Raw genomic sequence first — 14,023 nt, 5'->3', positions numbered from 1 at the left:
CCTTGACCCCCCAGCCCGCGTCCGTGCCCGCATCCCCGCCCGTGAACCCGCCGGTGAACCCGTACGTGAACCCCGCACCGGATGCCGCGGGCGCCCGCCGTGCCGGACCGCTCGACCTGGCCGCATCCTCCGTCTCGATCACGCAGGCGATCTGCGACATCGAGTCCGTCTCCGGCAACGAGACCCCCCTCGCCGACGCCGTCGAACGGGCCCTGTCCGGCCTCGCGCACCTCGAGGTCATCCGCGACGGGGACACGATCGTCGCCCGCACCCGGCTCGGCCGCGCCCAGCGCGTCATCATCGCCGGGCACCTCGACACCGTCCCTGTCAACGGCAACCTGCCGACCCGGTTCGAGACCGTCGACGGCCTCGAACACCTCTGGGGTCGCGGCACGGTCGACATGAAGGCGGGGGTCGCCGTGCAACTCAAGCTCGCCGCGGAGCTCACCGAGCCCGGTCTCGACGTGACCTGGATGTGGTACGACCACGAGGAGGTCTCCGACGATCTCAACGGCCTCGGTCGGCTCGCCCGGAACCGCCCCGACCTCTTCGAGGGCGACTTCGCCATCCTCGGCGAACCCAGCAACGGCCAGGTCGAGGGAGGGTGCAACGGCAACCTGCGGGTCGAGGTGCGCACCCACGGGGTCCGCGCGCACTCGGCGCGAAGCTGGGTCGGCGAGAACGCCATCCACAAGGCCGCGCCGATCCTTGCCATCCTCGCGGGCTACGAGCCGCGCTCAGTCGAGGTGGAGGGACTCGTCTACCGGGAGGGCCTCAACGCCGTCGGGATCAGCGGCGGCATCGCCGGCAACGTCATCCCGGACGCGTGCATGGTGCACATCAACTACCGTTTCGCCCCGAGCCGCAGCTCCGCGGAGGCGATCGAGCACGTCCGGGAACTGTTCGCGGGGTACGAGGTCACCGTCGTCGACCGTGCAGAGGGCGCCCGCCCTGGCCTCGACGCCACGCTCGCCCGGGAGTTCCTCGCCTTCGTCGGGGCGGAGGCGCGCCCCAAGTACGGCTGGACAGACGTAGCCCGGTTCTCCGCCCTCGGCATCCCGGCGGTCAACTTCGGCCCTGGCGACCCGCTCAAGGCCCACGCCGACGACGAACGTGTCGCCGTGCACCAGATCACGGACTGCGAGGACGCCGTGCGCTCCTGGCTGACCGCGGCCCCGAGCCGGAAGCCCTAGACCGTGGCAGCGGAGGCCCCGCTCCGCCCGCCGAGGGGGAGACCGCCGCGCTCGGTGCGCGAGACGTCGCCCACCGCCCGGGTGGCGTCGTCTCCGGCGGTCACGCGGATGCTGCCGGCCCGCTGGCGCGCCCGCATCCGGCTGACCCCGTGGTGGGCCGTCGTCGTCGTCATCTGGGCGCTCTCCCGGATCGTGACGACGACGCTCGTGCTCATCCTCGCGCGGGTTCAGGGTGCGAACCCGTGGACCGGCGCCAGTCCCGGCTACTTCGACTTCGCCAACATCTGGGACGCCCGCTGGTACAACATCGTTGCCGTGTCCGGCTACCCGGCCGTCCTCCCCGTGACGAGCGCCGGCCACATCGGCGAGAACGCCTGGGCGTTCATGCCGGGATATCCCGCTGTCGTCCGGCTCATCATGGTCGTCACCGGTGCGCCCTGGGCTCCGGCCGCGGTGGTGGTCTCCCTGGCCTTCAGCCTCGGGGCCACCCTGCTCTTCTACCGGCTGATGCTGCGGGTGCAGGGCCGGGCCACCGCACGGTTCGCCGTGGTGTTGTTCTGTGTCGCCCCGCTGACCCCGATCCTGCAGTTCGGCTACGCCGAATCGATGTACCTGTTCTTCCTCACCCTCGCCCTGCTCCTGCTCCTCGAACGGCGCTACGTGCTGCTGTTCCCGGTGATCGCGGTGATGGCGCTCACCCGACCGAGCGGCCTCGCCTTCGCCCTCGCACTCGGCTTCCACATCGTGCATCGCTGGCTGACCCGGCGCAGCGACCCGTTTCCCGCCTCAGAGCGCCTCACCGCGGCATCCGTGACCGCCTTCAGTGCCCTCAGCGGCTTCGCCTGGCCGATCATCGCCTGGATCGCCACCGGATCGGCGACCGCGTACACCGACACGGAACTCGCCTGGCGGTCCTCGTACATCGGCTACCAGGAACTCGTTCCCTTCACGGCCTGGTTCCAGGGCGGGGCCTGGTGGCTCGGCACGCCGCTCGGCATCATCGTGGTGGCCCTGCTCGTCATCGGGTTCGCGGCACTGCTGTTCGCCCCTGCGGTGCGCCGGCTCGGCGTGGACCTGCGGTTCTGGCTCGCCGCGTACGGTATCTACCTCTTCGCGGTGTTCTTCCCGCAGTCGAGCACCTTCCGGCTGCTGATGCCGATGTTCCCGCTGCTGGGCGCGATCGCGCAGCCGAAGCGGCTGAGCTACAGGATCGCGGTCGTGGTGCTCTGCATCCTCGGCCAGTGGGGCTGGCTCCTGGTCTGCTGGGGCGTCGATGGAAAGGACTGGACGCCGCCGTAGTCCGCCCGTCGCCTCCCGGGACCGATTGTGACGGCCGGGGACTCCCGGAGAACCGGTCCCGACCTCGTGAATTTTCGTCTCGGGCCGGGATGGTCGATAATGGAAGCTCAGACGAATGAGTGGAAGGGGAGTTCATGGCGGCCATGAAGCCACGGACCGGAGACGGGCCAATGGAGGCTGTAAAGGAGGGGCGCCTGATCATTGTGCGTGTTCCGCTTGAGGGCGGAGGGCGACTCGTCGTCTCTGTGAACGACGCAGAAGCCAAGGAGCTTCACGATGCACTCGCCGGCGTAGTACGCCCGGTTGTCTAGCGTCGGAGATCACGTCTCCACCTCGTAGCCGAGGAGAATTACAGATCGGCCGTGCGGCTCTGCTGCACGGCCGATCTTCTGCGTACCGGGGACTTCCGTGTACCAGGGCTAGGCGCGCAGCTTGGTGATCTGCAGCAGGCCATCGCCGACGGGGGATAGGGCGCTGATCACGGCGTTCGAGCCGCTGATCTCGCTGAGCAGGGTGCGGAACCCGGTGGCGACTTCGTCGCGCTGCGCCGGGTTCGCGACGCGGCCGCGCCAGAGGGCGTGGGCGACGAGCACGGTTCCGCCCGGCCGGGCCAGGCGCAGCCCGTGCTCGACGTATTCGATGACCGACTGCGGGTCGGCGTCGATGAAGACGATGTCGTAGGAGTTCTCGTTCATCCGGGGGAGGACATCCGCTGCCTTGCCCGTGATCAGCCGCACCCGGTTCGCCGGGATCTTCGCCTCGGTGAACAGCGCACGGGCATGCTGCTGGTGGTCGACCTCGGTGTCGATGGAGGTCAGGGTCGCCCCCGGCGCCCCGGACAGGAGCCAGATGCCGGAGACTCCGGCGCCCGTGCCGACCTCGAGGATGCTGCGCGCGCCGGTCGCCGCGGCGATCACGGCAGATTGTGCCCCGACCGCGGGGGAGATCGCGTCGATCCCGAGCTCGAGCGACTGCTGGCGCGCCCGAATCACGGCCTCGGACTCCACGACCGAGTCGTCGGAAAATTTCCAGTTCAAATCTTTGTCTGACACGGTGCAACTCCAGTTTTGTATGGGTCCAGCCTACGGGCGCTCTCCGTCGGTCGGCGGAGGCCCCGCCGCGCGTTATCCTCAACCTATGTTTGGTTTGACGTTCGAGAAGCTCCTCCTGGTCGGGATTGTCGCCGTCTTCCTGCTCGGGCCTGAGAAGCTGCCCCACTACGCGGCCCAACTGGCGCGCCTCGTCCGGCAGCTCCGGGACCTGGCCAATGGGGCCAAGGAACGTATGCGCGACGAGATGGGCCCCGAGTTCGACGACGTCGACTGGAAGAAACTCGACCCCCGGCAGTACGACCCGCGCCGGATCATCCGCGAGGCCCTCATCGAGGATGAGCCGCTCAAGGAACAGTCCGCCGTGGTGTCCCGGGTCTCGCCGAACCCGAACGGCGCATACCTGTCCCGGAAGCGGGCGAGGGAGAACGCCCTCGCGCCGGCGGAACCCGCTCCGTTCGACTCGGAGGCCACGTAGCGGCATCCGGCACGGTGGCATCCGACACGGGATGCGTGCTCAGGCACGGGCCTGCGCGGGCCGTTCAGTGCCGAGCTGCGCGGCGAGCGCGTTCGCGGATGCACGCAGACGCAGCGTGAGCGCACCGAGTTCGGCCGTGCCCCACTCTCCGATCACAGCGACGCCGAGGGCGGCGATCACGCCGGGCGCCCGCACAGGGACCGCGAGGCAGGCGTTGCCGTGGACCGTGCCCTGGCGCGCGCCTGGGGCGTCCACGAGGCCGGGAGGCGTGACCCGGCCGGAGCGGCGCGTTGCCGTGTGCGTGCCGGCGGAGATGCCCGCGTCGGCGCGGCTCGGCGGGACGGCCAGCTGGGCAGTGTTCGAGCCGTTCGCCGCGTAGGCATGAGCCGCGCGCCCGGCGGGGATGCCGCGGGCGTCGGCCGCCCCGGGCGCGGCGTGGGCACCCGGCGGACGGCCGTGCGCGGCGAGGAACTCGGTACGCTGCTCGCGGCTGAGCTGGGCGAGGATCTGGCGTCCGAGTGCCGAAGCGTACGGACTCGTGCTGAGCCCCGTCCACGGCTCTGCCCTCGGGATGCCTGCGGCGTCGACGATGTCGATGAGGCCCACCGTCCCGTCGCTGAAGCGGGCGAGGTAGGCGGTCGACCCGTTCTCCGTGGCGACCTGGCGCAGGGTGTGGCGTACCCGGGCGAGAAGAACGCCGGCGTCGACGCCGCGGAGGCTCGGGAACCTGAGCCCGAGAACGAGGCCGTCGGGCTCCGCGACGAGATATCCCTCGTGCACGAGGGTCCTGGTCAGGTTGTACGCGGTGCCGAGGCTGAGACCGGAAGCCTGGGCGACGGCTTTGACGGGAATCGGCCGGTTGGCGCCCGCGACGATGTCTACGACCCTGAGGGCGCGCTGCACCGAGGAAATGAGGGTGCGGTGTTCCAGCATCATCCCGTTCCTAACCTGTCGCAAGCGACTGTTCGGAACAGGATAGACAGACTCGCCCGTGCCGGATAGAGCGATCCGGGTGGTTCTGGCTCCTAGGCTGTCATCACTGACAAGGAAAGGTCGGCGATGGCGAAGAAGACACGCACACCAGGCGGAATCCGGAAGTCCGAATACAACGCTGAATTGCGCAGGCTGCAGACGGAACTCGTCGCCATGCAGGAGTGGGTGCGCGAGTCCGGTGCCCGCATCGTCGTGATCTTCGAGGGCCGCGATGCCGCGGGCAAGGGCTCGGCCATCAAACGGGTCACCGAGTACCTGAATCCCCGGATCGCCCGGATCGTGGCGCTTCCGGTGCCGACAGACCGTGAGCGTGGCCAGTGGTATTTCCAGCGGTACATCGAGCACCTGCCGTCGACGGGGGAGATCGTCCTGATGGACCGCTCCTGGTACAACCGGGCCGGAGTCGAACGCGTGATGGGATACTGCACTCCCGACGAGTACCGCCGGTTCCTGCACCAGGCGCCCCTCTTCGAGCGGATGCTCGTCGAGGACGGGATCCTCCTCGTCAAGTACTGGTTCTCCGTCTCCGATCACGAGCAGGAGGCCCGGTTCCGCTCGAGGCTCAAGGACCCGATGCGGCGCTGGAAACTCTCCGAAACCGATCTGCTCTCGATCACGAAGTGGGTGGACTACTCCAAGGCCAAGGACGAGATGTTCGTGCACACCGACATCGCCGAGGCACCCTGGTGGGTCGTCGAGAGCGAGGACAAGCTCGCGGCCAGGCTCAACATGATCAACCACCTGCTCTCGATCGTGCCGTACGAGCACCGGGAACCGCCGCGGGTTTCGATACCGCACCGGCCGCACGGCGCCGACTACGAGCGTCCCCCGCGAGAACTGAACCGGACGGTGCCCGACCACGCCGGCAACCTCGGAAAATCCCCGGACCAGTCCGAAAAGTCCGGATAATAGGCCGCAGGGGATTCGTCCGTTAGAGTGAGCCGTCCGGAGGGGGATCTCATGGGTACTTTGCTGTACGGCAGTCCAGGAATCGTAGTCAGTTTCGAAGATCGCGCGCTCATGCACCTGCAGATCGTCATCACGACGAAACTGAGGCGCCGGGAGGGCTTCATTTTTTCGTGGACGGAGTCGACAGATGACGAGACCGAGAGCGGGCGGAGCGCCATCTGGCTCGATGCCAGCAGCATCCTCTACTACCGGTATTCGGTCAGTCGAGTGCCGAACATCAACCGGGACTGGATCGAGAGGCTGATGGTGTCCGCGAACAGCGCGGGCGGCCTCTTCTTCTCGGTGGAACCGCCGCCGGTTGTCCCGGTCCCCAAGTCGCGCTACTGAAGCCGCGTTCCTGTCACTCACGTTCCCCGAGCCGCGTTCCTGTCACTCCAGTTCCAGTCACTCACGTTCCTGTCACTCACTTTTCGCACAGCACCGTCGCAGATGAAGGGTATCCGTGTCCGTCCGATCCCTGGCCGCACGTGGGAGGCCGCGCTCTCCCCGGCGCAATACCAGCTCATCTGCTACTTCGTGGGCATGGGCGCCCTGTGCTTCTTCGTCGGGTTCCTCAGGGCCTGGGTGACGCGCGGAGAGGTCGGCGCCCGGTACCGTACCGCCGTCATCGCCCGGCTCGGCATCATGAGCGCCATGTTCCTGTCCTACCTCGTCCTCCTGTCCGGCCTGCTCTTCGGGTATACCCGTGAAGGCGCGGAATTCGTGCCCAACGGGCTGGCGCTCCTCACCTTCGGCGTGCGCTACGTCGAGTGGTCGGTTGCGGTTCCCCTCGTCGTCATCGAGCTCCTCGCCGTGTGCGTGGTCCTCGGCGGCGCGGCCCGGCGCATCCGCCTGATCGCCATGGCCGGCGGTTTCTTCATGGTGTTCCTGGCGTATCTGGGCGCGATCGTCGCCTCGGGGGCACGGATGCCGCCGCGCTCGTCGGGTGGGGAATCGCTGCCGGAGTGTTCTGGCTGGCCACGACGGCCCTGCTCGCAATCGTGGTGCGGCGGTCCCTGCCCGCGCTCACGGTAGATTCGGCCGCCCTGCTGCGCTCCGCGACCATCCTGCTGCTGTCCTCCTGGGTCCTGTACCCGATCGTGTACGCGCTGCCGCTCGTCGGGTCCGGTGGGACGCTCGTCGTGGTCATGCAGGTCATGCTCACCGTCGCCGACATCGTCGCGAAGATCTGGTTCGGCGGGGTGCTCCATCGCGTGGCCAAGCTCCGGACCGCTGAGGACGTGCGTGCCGGCCGTGACGTGCACCCGGAGGCGATCTGGATCTCCTCGGTCAAGCAGTCGGACGCCGGCAAGCCGCGCGAGGTGTACCTCGCCGCCGGGGCGGCCGTGCACCTGCGTCGTCCGCAGCCGCCGACGAGTACGGCCGCGCCGACCTCGCAGCCCGAACTGTTCGCCGACCCGCAACCCGAACTGTTCGCCGACCTCGAAACCTAGAGTCCTTCCGACGCTGAGGTGTCGCATATCGACGTTCGCGGGCCGCGGGAACCTCGATCTGCGACACCTCACGCCCGGGCGCGCAAGCGGTGACCGGCGTTATTTGAGGGAGACGCCGAGGCTGCGGCCGGAGAGGCCGCGGGAACGGGAGAAGAGCCGTTCGGCGACCGCGTCGATCGCGAGGGCGGCCGGGTCGAGCGGGTCGCTCAGCACGACCGGGCGACCGTCGTCGCCGCCGGTGCGGAGCGGCACGCTGAGCGGGACGCTCGCCAGGAGCGGCACCGGCGTGTCCTGGCCGGCCGAGAGCCGCCGTGCGACCTCGGCACCCCCGCCGGCGCCGAAGAGCTCGAGCAGGCTGCCGTCGGGCTGGCGCACTCCGGACATGTTCTCGATCACGCCGAAGATGGTCTGCCCGGTCTGGCGGGCGACGACGCCGCTGCGTTCGGCGATGTCCGCCGCTGCGGGCTGCGGGGTCGTCACGACGATGACCTCGGCCTGGGGGAGCAGCTGGCCGATCGAGATGGCCACGTCGCCGGTGCCGGGCGGCAGGTCGAGCAGGAGCACGTCGAGGTCCCCGAAGTAGACCTCGGTGAGGAACTGGGTGATCGTGCGGTGCAGCATCGGCCCGCGCCAGGCGACGGCGACGCCGCCGTCCTCGACGAACATGCCGATCGAGATGACCTTCACGTCGTAGTTGATCGGCGGCAGGATCATGTCGCCGACCCGGGTCGGTTTGACCGCTGTCCCCTTCGCGCCGTCGATGCCCGGCGTGACGAGGCCGAGCAGTCCGGGAATGGAGAAACCGTAGACATCCGCATCGACGACGCCGACCTTGAGACCGCGGGCGGCGAGCGCGACGGCGAGGTTCGCGGTGATCGTCGACTTGCCGACGCCGCCCTTGCCGCTCGTGACGAGGTAGACCCGGGTGAGTGAGCCGGCGCCGAACTGGGTCGTGCGCGCGGCCGCGCCGCCGCGGAGCTTCTCGGTCATCGTTCGGCGCTGTTCGCGGGTCATCACGCCGACCGAAACGGTCACGGCGCCGGGACCGGCCACGGACTCTGCCGTCTCGAGCACGTCGCGTTCGATCTTGCGGGCGGCGGGGCAGCCGGCGATCGTGAGCAACAGGTCGACAGTGGTGTGCCCGTTCTCGGTGTGCACCCCCGCGACCATGCCGAGCTCGGTGATGGGCTTGCGGATCTCCGGGTCGATCACCCGGGCGAGCGCAGCGCCGACCCGGGCGGCGATCCCGGCGGTCTCGGCGGAGGCCGCTCCCGGTGCCGTGGGCGAGTCAGCGGCCAATCGGGGGTCGCTCCTCGATGCTTCGGGCGGACGCCGATGACGCGGACGCCGATGACGCGGACGCCGATGACGCGGCGGATGCGGCGGGCTTGCTGGGCGCCGCCGTTGCGGCCGAAACGGCGGGTGCCGCTGGGGACTCGCCGGTGCCCGTCGCCCGGGCTGTCGCGGGGGAACTTGACCGGTCCTGGCCCGGCTCGTGGTCGTGATCGTGGTCGTGGTCGATTTCCCGGTCGCGGTCGCCCTTGCGGGAGCGTTTGCGGCTGCGCTTCTCCTCGTCTTCTCGCTGTTCGAGGTTCTCGAGGAGGGCGCGGAGTTCGCTGCGGAGGAAGTCGCGGGAGGCGAGGTCCTTCATGCCGAGGCGGAGGGCGACGACCTCGCGGGCGAGGTACTCGGTGTCGGCGAGGTTGCGTTCGGCGCGCTGCCGGTCCTGCTCGAACTGGACCCGATCGCGGTCGTCCTGGCGGTTCTGCGCGAGCAGGATCATCGGGGCCGCGTATGAGGCCTGCATCGAGAGCACCAGGGTGAGCGCGATGAAGCCGAGCGCGACGGAGTCGAAGCGCCATGCGACGGGGGCGAGGGTGTTCCAGCCCATCCAGAAGAGGACGAAGAGTGTGAGTCCGAGCAGGAACCACGGGGTGCCCATGCCGCGGGCGATGGCCTCTGTCAGCCGGCCGAAGCGGTCGCTCGACGGCCGGTCACGGTTGCGGTTGCGGTTGCGGTTCCGGGTGCGGGAGAGGGGTGCGACGCGCAGGCCCTTGGGCGAGTCGAGGCGCTGATCCGAGCGATCACTTCGGGCCATTGCCGGTCCTCCGTCCGTGTGGGAGCGGGATGCTGCCCGTCTTCAGCTCACTGCGGGCGGCTGCCCTGCGGCGTACATCGTCATTGCCGTCGTGACTTCGCCAGTCGTCGGGCAACAGGTAGTCGAGGACATCGTCAATTGTCACCACCCCGACGAGTCGGTGGTTGTCGTCGACAACGGGAACGGAGACGAGGTCGTAGCTCGCGAGGATCCGGGTGACCTCCGCGGCGGAGGTGTCTGCGGTGACGGGATCGAGACCCTGGTCGAGCAGCGTACCGAGGCGCTCGTGGGGCGGGTAACGCAGCATCCGCTGGAAGTGCACCATGCCGAGGAAACGGCCGGTCGGCGGCTCGTACGGCGGCAGGGTGACGCAGATCGCCGCGCCGAGCGCTGGCGCGAGGTCGTGGCGACGGATGAGGGCCAGGCCTTCTGCGACGGTCGCGTCGGCGGAGACGATGATGGGCTCCGTCGTCATCAGGCCACCGGCGGTGTCCGGCGCGTAGGTGAGCAGGAAGCGGACGTCGTCGGCTTCCTCCGGTTCCATCAGGTCGAGCAGCTGTTCGCCGTGTTCTTCCGGCAGCTGCGCGATGAGGTCGGCTGCGTCGTCTGGCTGCATGTGGTCGAGCACATCGGCCGCACGGGCGTCGCCGAGCCGGGTGAGGATGGCGACCTGTTCGCTCTCGGGCATCTCTTCGAGAACGTCGGCGAGGCGGCCGTCCGGGAGTTCGCTCGCGACCTCGTGCATGCGCTCGGGGGGAAGGTCGAGCATCGTATTGGCGAGGTCGGCGGGCTTGAGGTCCGAATAGGTCGCGATGAGCTGCTCGGCGGACTGGGCCTGGCCGACGGTGGTCTTCTCGCGGACGTCGCTCCAGGTCGCGAACGTCGTCGCGCCCTTCGCGAAGAGTGAGACGCTCGCCTTGGGGCGGCGGACGAAGAGCTGGGCGATCTCCCAGGCTCCCTGCTTCGTCTCCTCGATCGAGACGTCCTCGACGGTCGCCTCGCCGGAGCCGTCGTTGAAGATGACCTCCCGGCCGAGGAGCTCTGCGATGACCCGGACCTCGCCGCCGCGCTGTTCGAAGCGGCGCACGTTGATCAGTCCGGTCGTGATGATCTGGCCGGAGCCGATGCTCGTGACCCGGCTCATCGACACGAAGACGCGGCGCTTGCCCGGGATTTCCACGATGAGTCCGACCGCGAGGGGCGGATCGTCTTTTCGATAGACCACGAGCACATCACGGACCTTGCCGACGCGGTCGCCCGCGGGGTCGAAGACGGAACACCCGGCCAATCGGGCAACGAAGACTCTGGTGGCAGTCACGTTACAAATGTAGGCCACCTGCGGCCCTTCGGCGTGCTGTGGAAGAATGGCGGCATGAGCAATCAGAACCCTTTTGGCAATCGCGGTCCCGCCCTGTTCCCGGTTTTGCCCAAGGGCGAGGTGCTCGCGACCTATGAAACGTATGCCGAGGCGCAGGCCGCCGTCGACACTCTCGCCAAGGCCGATTTCCCTGTGAAACAGCTCTCGATCGTCGGCAACGACCTCAAGACCGTCGAGCGGGTCACCGGCAAACTGACCTGGGGCCGTGTCGCACTCGCGGGGGCTGCGTCCGGTGCCTGGCTCGGGATCTTCTTCGGCCTGCTGTTCTTCATCTTCTCGCCGACCGGGGCCGGCCTGCCGTTCGTGCTCGCCGCCGTGCTGATGGGCGCCGGCTTCGGAATGCTGTTCGGCGTCGTGAGCTACGCGCTCAACCGCAGGCGCCGCGACTTCACCTCCACGATGCAGGTGATGGCGAGCAGCTACCAGATCATCGTCGAGGCCGCCCTTGTGAACAAGGCGCGCAACCTCCTGCACGGCACCGCGGAGCCGGTCGCGGTCCGGCACATCGATCCGGAGCCTGCCCAGCCGGAGCCGGCGGAGCCCGCGGCGCCGGCGGCGCCCGCTGCGCGACCGGACCAGCCCATCCCGCCGTACGGCCAGTTCGCCCCGCCGGCAGCCCCGGACGCGTCCCCCACCGCATCCACCGACTAGCCACAGCTCGCGAAAGCGGGTGAATCGTCGGTTTGACTGCGTCAGAACGACGATTCACCCGCTTTCGCGGTGAGTCGGGCGGGTCAGGCGGTGAGAGCGGCGATCCAGGACTCGACGTCGTCCGCGGTACGGGGGATGCCGACGGACAGGTTCTCGGCGCCCGTCGCGGTGATGAGCACGTCGTCTTCGATGCGGACACCGATGCCGCGGAATTCGAACGGCACGGTCAGGTCGTCCGGCTGGAAGTAGAGGCCCGGTTCGATCGTGAAGATCATGCCGGGCTCGATCACGCCGTCGAGGTACATGTCCCGCCGCGCCTGCGCGCAGTCGTGCACGTCGATGCCGAGGTGATGGCTCGTCCCGTGCACCATGTACCGGCGGTGCTGCCCGTTTTCCGGCTTGAGGGCCTCCTCCGCGGTGACGGGAAGCATGCCCCACTCAGCGGTCCGGCGGGCGATGACCGCCATGGCGGCGGCGTGCACCTCGCGGAAGATCGCGCCCGGCTTTGCGACGGCGAATGCGGCATCCGCTGCCTCACGCACAGCCTCGTACACGCGGCGCTGCACGGGGGAGAAGGTACCGTCGACGGGGAGGGTGCGGGTCACGTCGGCCGTGTAGTAGCTGTCGACCTCGATGCCCGCGTCGAGCAGGATCAGGTCGCCGGGGTTGAGCGGGCCGTCGTTGCGGGTCCAGTGCAGGATGCACGCGTGCGGGCCGGAGGCCGCGATCGTGTCGTAGCCGACGGTGTTGCCGTCGACACGTGCGCGGGTGTTGAAGACGCCTTCGACGAGGCGTTCCCCGCGTTCGTGGGAGCTCGACCGGGGCAGGTCGCGAATGACGTCCTCGAAGCCCCGTCCGGTGGCCGCGATTGCGAGGCGCATCTGGGCGATCTCGTAGGAGTCTTTCACGAGGCGCAGCTCGGACAGGTCGCGGGCGAACCGGTCGTCCGCCTCGTGCTCACCGTTGACCTCGAGGCTGAACGGGGTGTTCGTGGCGTTGTCGCCGAGCACCTTGTCCGCGGCGAAACGGAGGCGGCCTTCGTCGACGGCCACGGTGAAGGCCGGGTCGGCCTCGCGGATGACGAGCGTCTCGGTGTCGACGACCCTGAGCACGGAGTCGAGGTCGGCGATGCCGCGCACATCGATGCCGAGGTCGCTCGCCACCTGGGCGATGGAGGGACGCGGGCCGATCCAGAACTCGCCGATGTCAGCGTTGGCGTAGAACTCGTCGGAGTCGCGTCCGGCGCGCTCACGGAAGTACAGCGTCGCGTCGTGCCCGGTCGACGTCGGCTCGAGCACGAGAACGGCCCCTGGCTCGGAGTCGCTGCCCCAGCCGGTGAGGTGCGAGAAGGCGGAGTGGGCGCGGAACGCGTAGTCGGTGTCGTTCGAGCGCTGCTTGAGACGCCCGGCCGGCACGATCAGGCGCTGCCCCGGGTACATCGCCGACACGCGGGCGCGTCGGGCCGCCGCGAACGGCGCCTGTTCGCGGGCCGGTGGGAGCGTGTCTGTGCGCTCGGCCCAGCCGCTCGAGATATAGGACTTGAAGCCGTCCGACCCCGGCGTCGTCGAACGGTTCTCGTTCGGGCGGGGCTTGGCGGTGACGGTGGGCGCGGTTTCGGTGGAAGTGGCCATTGACCCATTGTCCCATTGCCCGCTGGTTCTTCGGCGAGAGCCGTTGGGCGGGGTCGGGCGGCTCGCGCTCACGGCGCAACTAGCATGGGGACATGGCAGGCGAACGGCAATTTCAGGGTCCCATCGACCTGCACGCGCACTCGAGCGTTTCGGACGGCACGGAAACCCCCTCCCAGCTGGTGCGGGCCGCTGCGGCCGCCGGTCTCGGCACTGTCGCGCTGACCGACCACGACTCCACGGCGGGCTGGCACGAGGCCGCGGAGGCGGCGCGCAGCGCCGGGATCACGCTCATTCCCGGAATGGAATTCAGTACGCGGGTCTGCTCCGCGAGCGTGCACTTGCTGGCATATCTTTTTGACCCGTCGGATGCCGGAATCGTCGCGGAGACTGCACGGGTGCGGCAGGCCCGACTTGTCCGCGCCGAGGAGATGGTCGAGCGGATCGGCGTGGACTACGCACTGACCTGGGACGACGTTCTCGCCCAGACCACGCCGGATGCGACGGTGGGCCGCCCGCACATCGCCGACGCCCTGGTCGCTCGCGGCTTCGCCCTGACCAGGAGCGAGGCCTTCGCGGGCATCCTGCACTGGGAGTCCGGCTACTATCAGCCGCACTACGCCCCAGACCTGGTGCGCGCCGTCGGGCTCGTCGTCGCCGCGGGGGGAGTGCCCGTCATCGCGCACCCAGCGACCCGCGGCGCGGGCGACGTCATCCCGGAGGCCAGGCTCGCCCGCCTCGTCGAGGCCGGGCTGTTCGGTCTCGAACTCGAGCACCGCGAGAACAAGACGGCGGCGAAGGCGCGGCTCTATTCGCTCGCGACCAAGTACGGGCTCGTCGTCACGGGGTCGAGC

The 14,023-nt window shown here is 69.1% G+C and carries 16 protein-coding genes; 10 read left to right on the top strand and 6 right to left on the bottom strand.

Going from position 1 to position 14,023, the window contains the following annotated elements:
* Positions 1-65 precede the first annotated feature (65 nt).
* From dapE to QN350_RS12665, 3 genes are all read left to right on the top strand, one after another.
* Entirely contained in the window at positions 66-1,193 is a 1,128-nt protein-coding gene (gene dapE / locus QN350_RS12675) for a succinyl-diaminopimelate desuccinylase (protein WP_322140399.1), read from the top strand.
* Positions 1,194-1,247: 54 nt separating this feature from the next.
* A complete protein-coding gene (locus QN350_RS12670) occupies positions 1,248-2,492 on the top strand; it encodes a hypothetical protein (protein WP_281534328.1) in 1,245 nt (414 codons plus the stop codon).
* Positions 2,493-2,626: 134 nt separating this feature from the next.
* A complete protein-coding gene (locus QN350_RS12665; RefSeq protein ID WP_134535550.1) occupies positions 2,627-2,803 on the top strand; it encodes a DUF3117 domain-containing protein in 177 nt (58 codons plus the stop codon).
* A gap of 108 nt (positions 2,804-2,911) precedes the next feature.
* Here the strand turns inward: QN350_RS12665 and QN350_RS12660 are convergent, their stop codons facing one another.
* On the bottom strand, positions 2,912-3,544 hold the full coding sequence (locus QN350_RS12660; protein ID WP_281534329.1) for an O-methyltransferase: 633 nt from the start codon (positions 3,542-3,544) through the stop codon (positions 2,912-2,914).
* An 85-nt stretch (positions 3,545-3,629) separates the two neighbouring features.
* Between QN350_RS12660 and QN350_RS12655 the strand changes: the two genes are divergently transcribed.
* Positions 3,630-4,019 (top strand): sec-independent translocase, encoded by a 390-nt coding sequence (locus QN350_RS12655; protein ID WP_322139326.1) that lies wholly within the window; start codon positions 3,630-3,632, stop codon positions 4,017-4,019.
* Positions 4,020-4,058: 39 nt separating this feature from the next.
* Here QN350_RS12655 and QN350_RS12650 read toward each other — a convergent pair whose 3' ends face one another.
* On the bottom strand, positions 4,059-4,955 hold the full coding sequence (locus QN350_RS12650; protein WP_322139327.1) for a helix-turn-helix domain-containing protein: 897 nt from the start codon (positions 4,953-4,955) through the stop codon (positions 4,059-4,061).
* 123 nt (positions 4,956-5,078) lie between these two features.
* Between QN350_RS12650 and ppk2 the strand changes: the two genes are divergently transcribed.
* The 4 genes from ppk2 to QN350_RS12630 all read left to right on the top strand — a co-directional run bounded on the left by ppk2 (position 5,079) and on the right by QN350_RS12630 (position 7,414).
* Entirely contained in the window at positions 5,079-5,921 is an 843-nt protein-coding gene (ppk2, locus tag QN350_RS12645) for a polyphosphate kinase 2 (protein ID WP_322139328.1), read from the top strand.
* A gap of 51 nt (positions 5,922-5,972) precedes the next feature.
* Positions 5,973-6,308: an ATP-dependent DNA ligase gene (locus QN350_RS12640; protein ID WP_322139329.1), complete on the top strand. Its 336-nt coding sequence runs from the start codon at positions 5,973-5,975 to the stop codon at positions 6,306-6,308.
* A gap of 102 nt (positions 6,309-6,410) precedes the next feature.
* Positions 6,411-6,995, top strand: a complete 585-nt coding sequence (locus tag QN350_RS12635; RefSeq protein WP_322139330.1) for a bacteriorhodopsin — start codon at positions 6,411-6,413, stop codon at positions 6,993-6,995.
* Complete coding sequence (locus tag QN350_RS12630) at positions 6,962-7,414, top strand: bacteriorhodopsin (RefSeq protein ID WP_323507855.1); 453 nt, start codon at positions 6,962-6,964, stop codon at positions 7,412-7,414. The genes QN350_RS12635 and QN350_RS12630 overlap by 34 nt, the downstream gene beginning before the upstream one ends.
* Before the next feature lie 99 nt (positions 7,415-7,513).
* Here the strand turns inward: QN350_RS12630 and QN350_RS12625 are convergent, their stop codons facing one another.
* From QN350_RS12625 to QN350_RS12615, 3 genes are read right to left on the bottom strand one after another with little or no spacing between them, the layout of a single operon-like run.
* Positions 7,514-8,713 carry an Mrp/NBP35 family ATP-binding protein gene (locus QN350_RS12625; protein WP_416173026.1) on the bottom strand — a complete coding sequence of 400 codons (1,200 nt, stop codon included), beginning with the start codon at positions 8,711-8,713 and terminating at the stop codon, positions 7,514-7,516.
* Positions 8,703-9,512 (bottom strand): DUF1003 domain-containing protein, encoded by an 810-nt coding sequence (locus QN350_RS12620; RefSeq protein WP_322139332.1) that lies wholly within the window; start codon positions 9,510-9,512, stop codon positions 8,703-8,705. Before QN350_RS12620 ends, QN350_RS12625 begins: the two co-directional genes overlap by 11 nt.
* Positions 9,499-10,830 carry a magnesium transporter MgtE N-terminal domain-containing protein gene (locus QN350_RS12615; RefSeq protein ID WP_322139333.1) on the bottom strand — a complete coding sequence of 444 codons (1,332 nt, stop codon included), beginning with the start codon at positions 10,828-10,830 and terminating at the stop codon, positions 9,499-9,501. The genes QN350_RS12620 and QN350_RS12615 overlap by 14 nt, the downstream gene beginning before the upstream one ends.
* Before the next feature lie 54 nt (positions 10,831-10,884).
* On the opposite strand from QN350_RS12615, the gene QN350_RS12610 reads away from it, so the two are divergent.
* Complete coding sequence (locus QN350_RS12610; protein ID WP_281534335.1) at positions 10,885-11,541, top strand: general stress protein; 657 nt, start codon at positions 10,885-10,887, stop codon at positions 11,539-11,541.
* Positions 11,542-11,624: 83 nt separating this feature from the next.
* Here the strand turns inward: QN350_RS12610 and QN350_RS12605 are convergent, their stop codons facing one another.
* Complete coding sequence (locus tag QN350_RS12605) at positions 11,625-13,172, bottom strand: aminopeptidase P family protein (RefSeq protein ID WP_323502828.1); 1,548 nt, start codon at positions 13,170-13,172, stop codon at positions 11,625-11,627.
* Between the two features lie 92 nt (positions 13,173-13,264).
* Here QN350_RS12605 and QN350_RS12600 point away from each other — a divergent pair.
* The coding region (locus QN350_RS12600; RefSeq protein WP_323516486.1) for a PHP domain-containing protein at positions 13,265-14,023 on the top strand (759 nt) is incomplete at its 3' end.

The organism is Cryobacterium sp. 10I5, from assembly GCF_035019865.1.
GTDB classification, from domain to species: Bacteria; Actinomycetota; Actinomycetes; order Actinomycetales; family Microbacteriaceae; genus Cryobacterium; species Cryobacterium breve_A.
The sequence above is the reverse complement of the archived record's forward strand: the minus strand, read 5'-3'. Positions and strand labels throughout refer to the sequence as shown.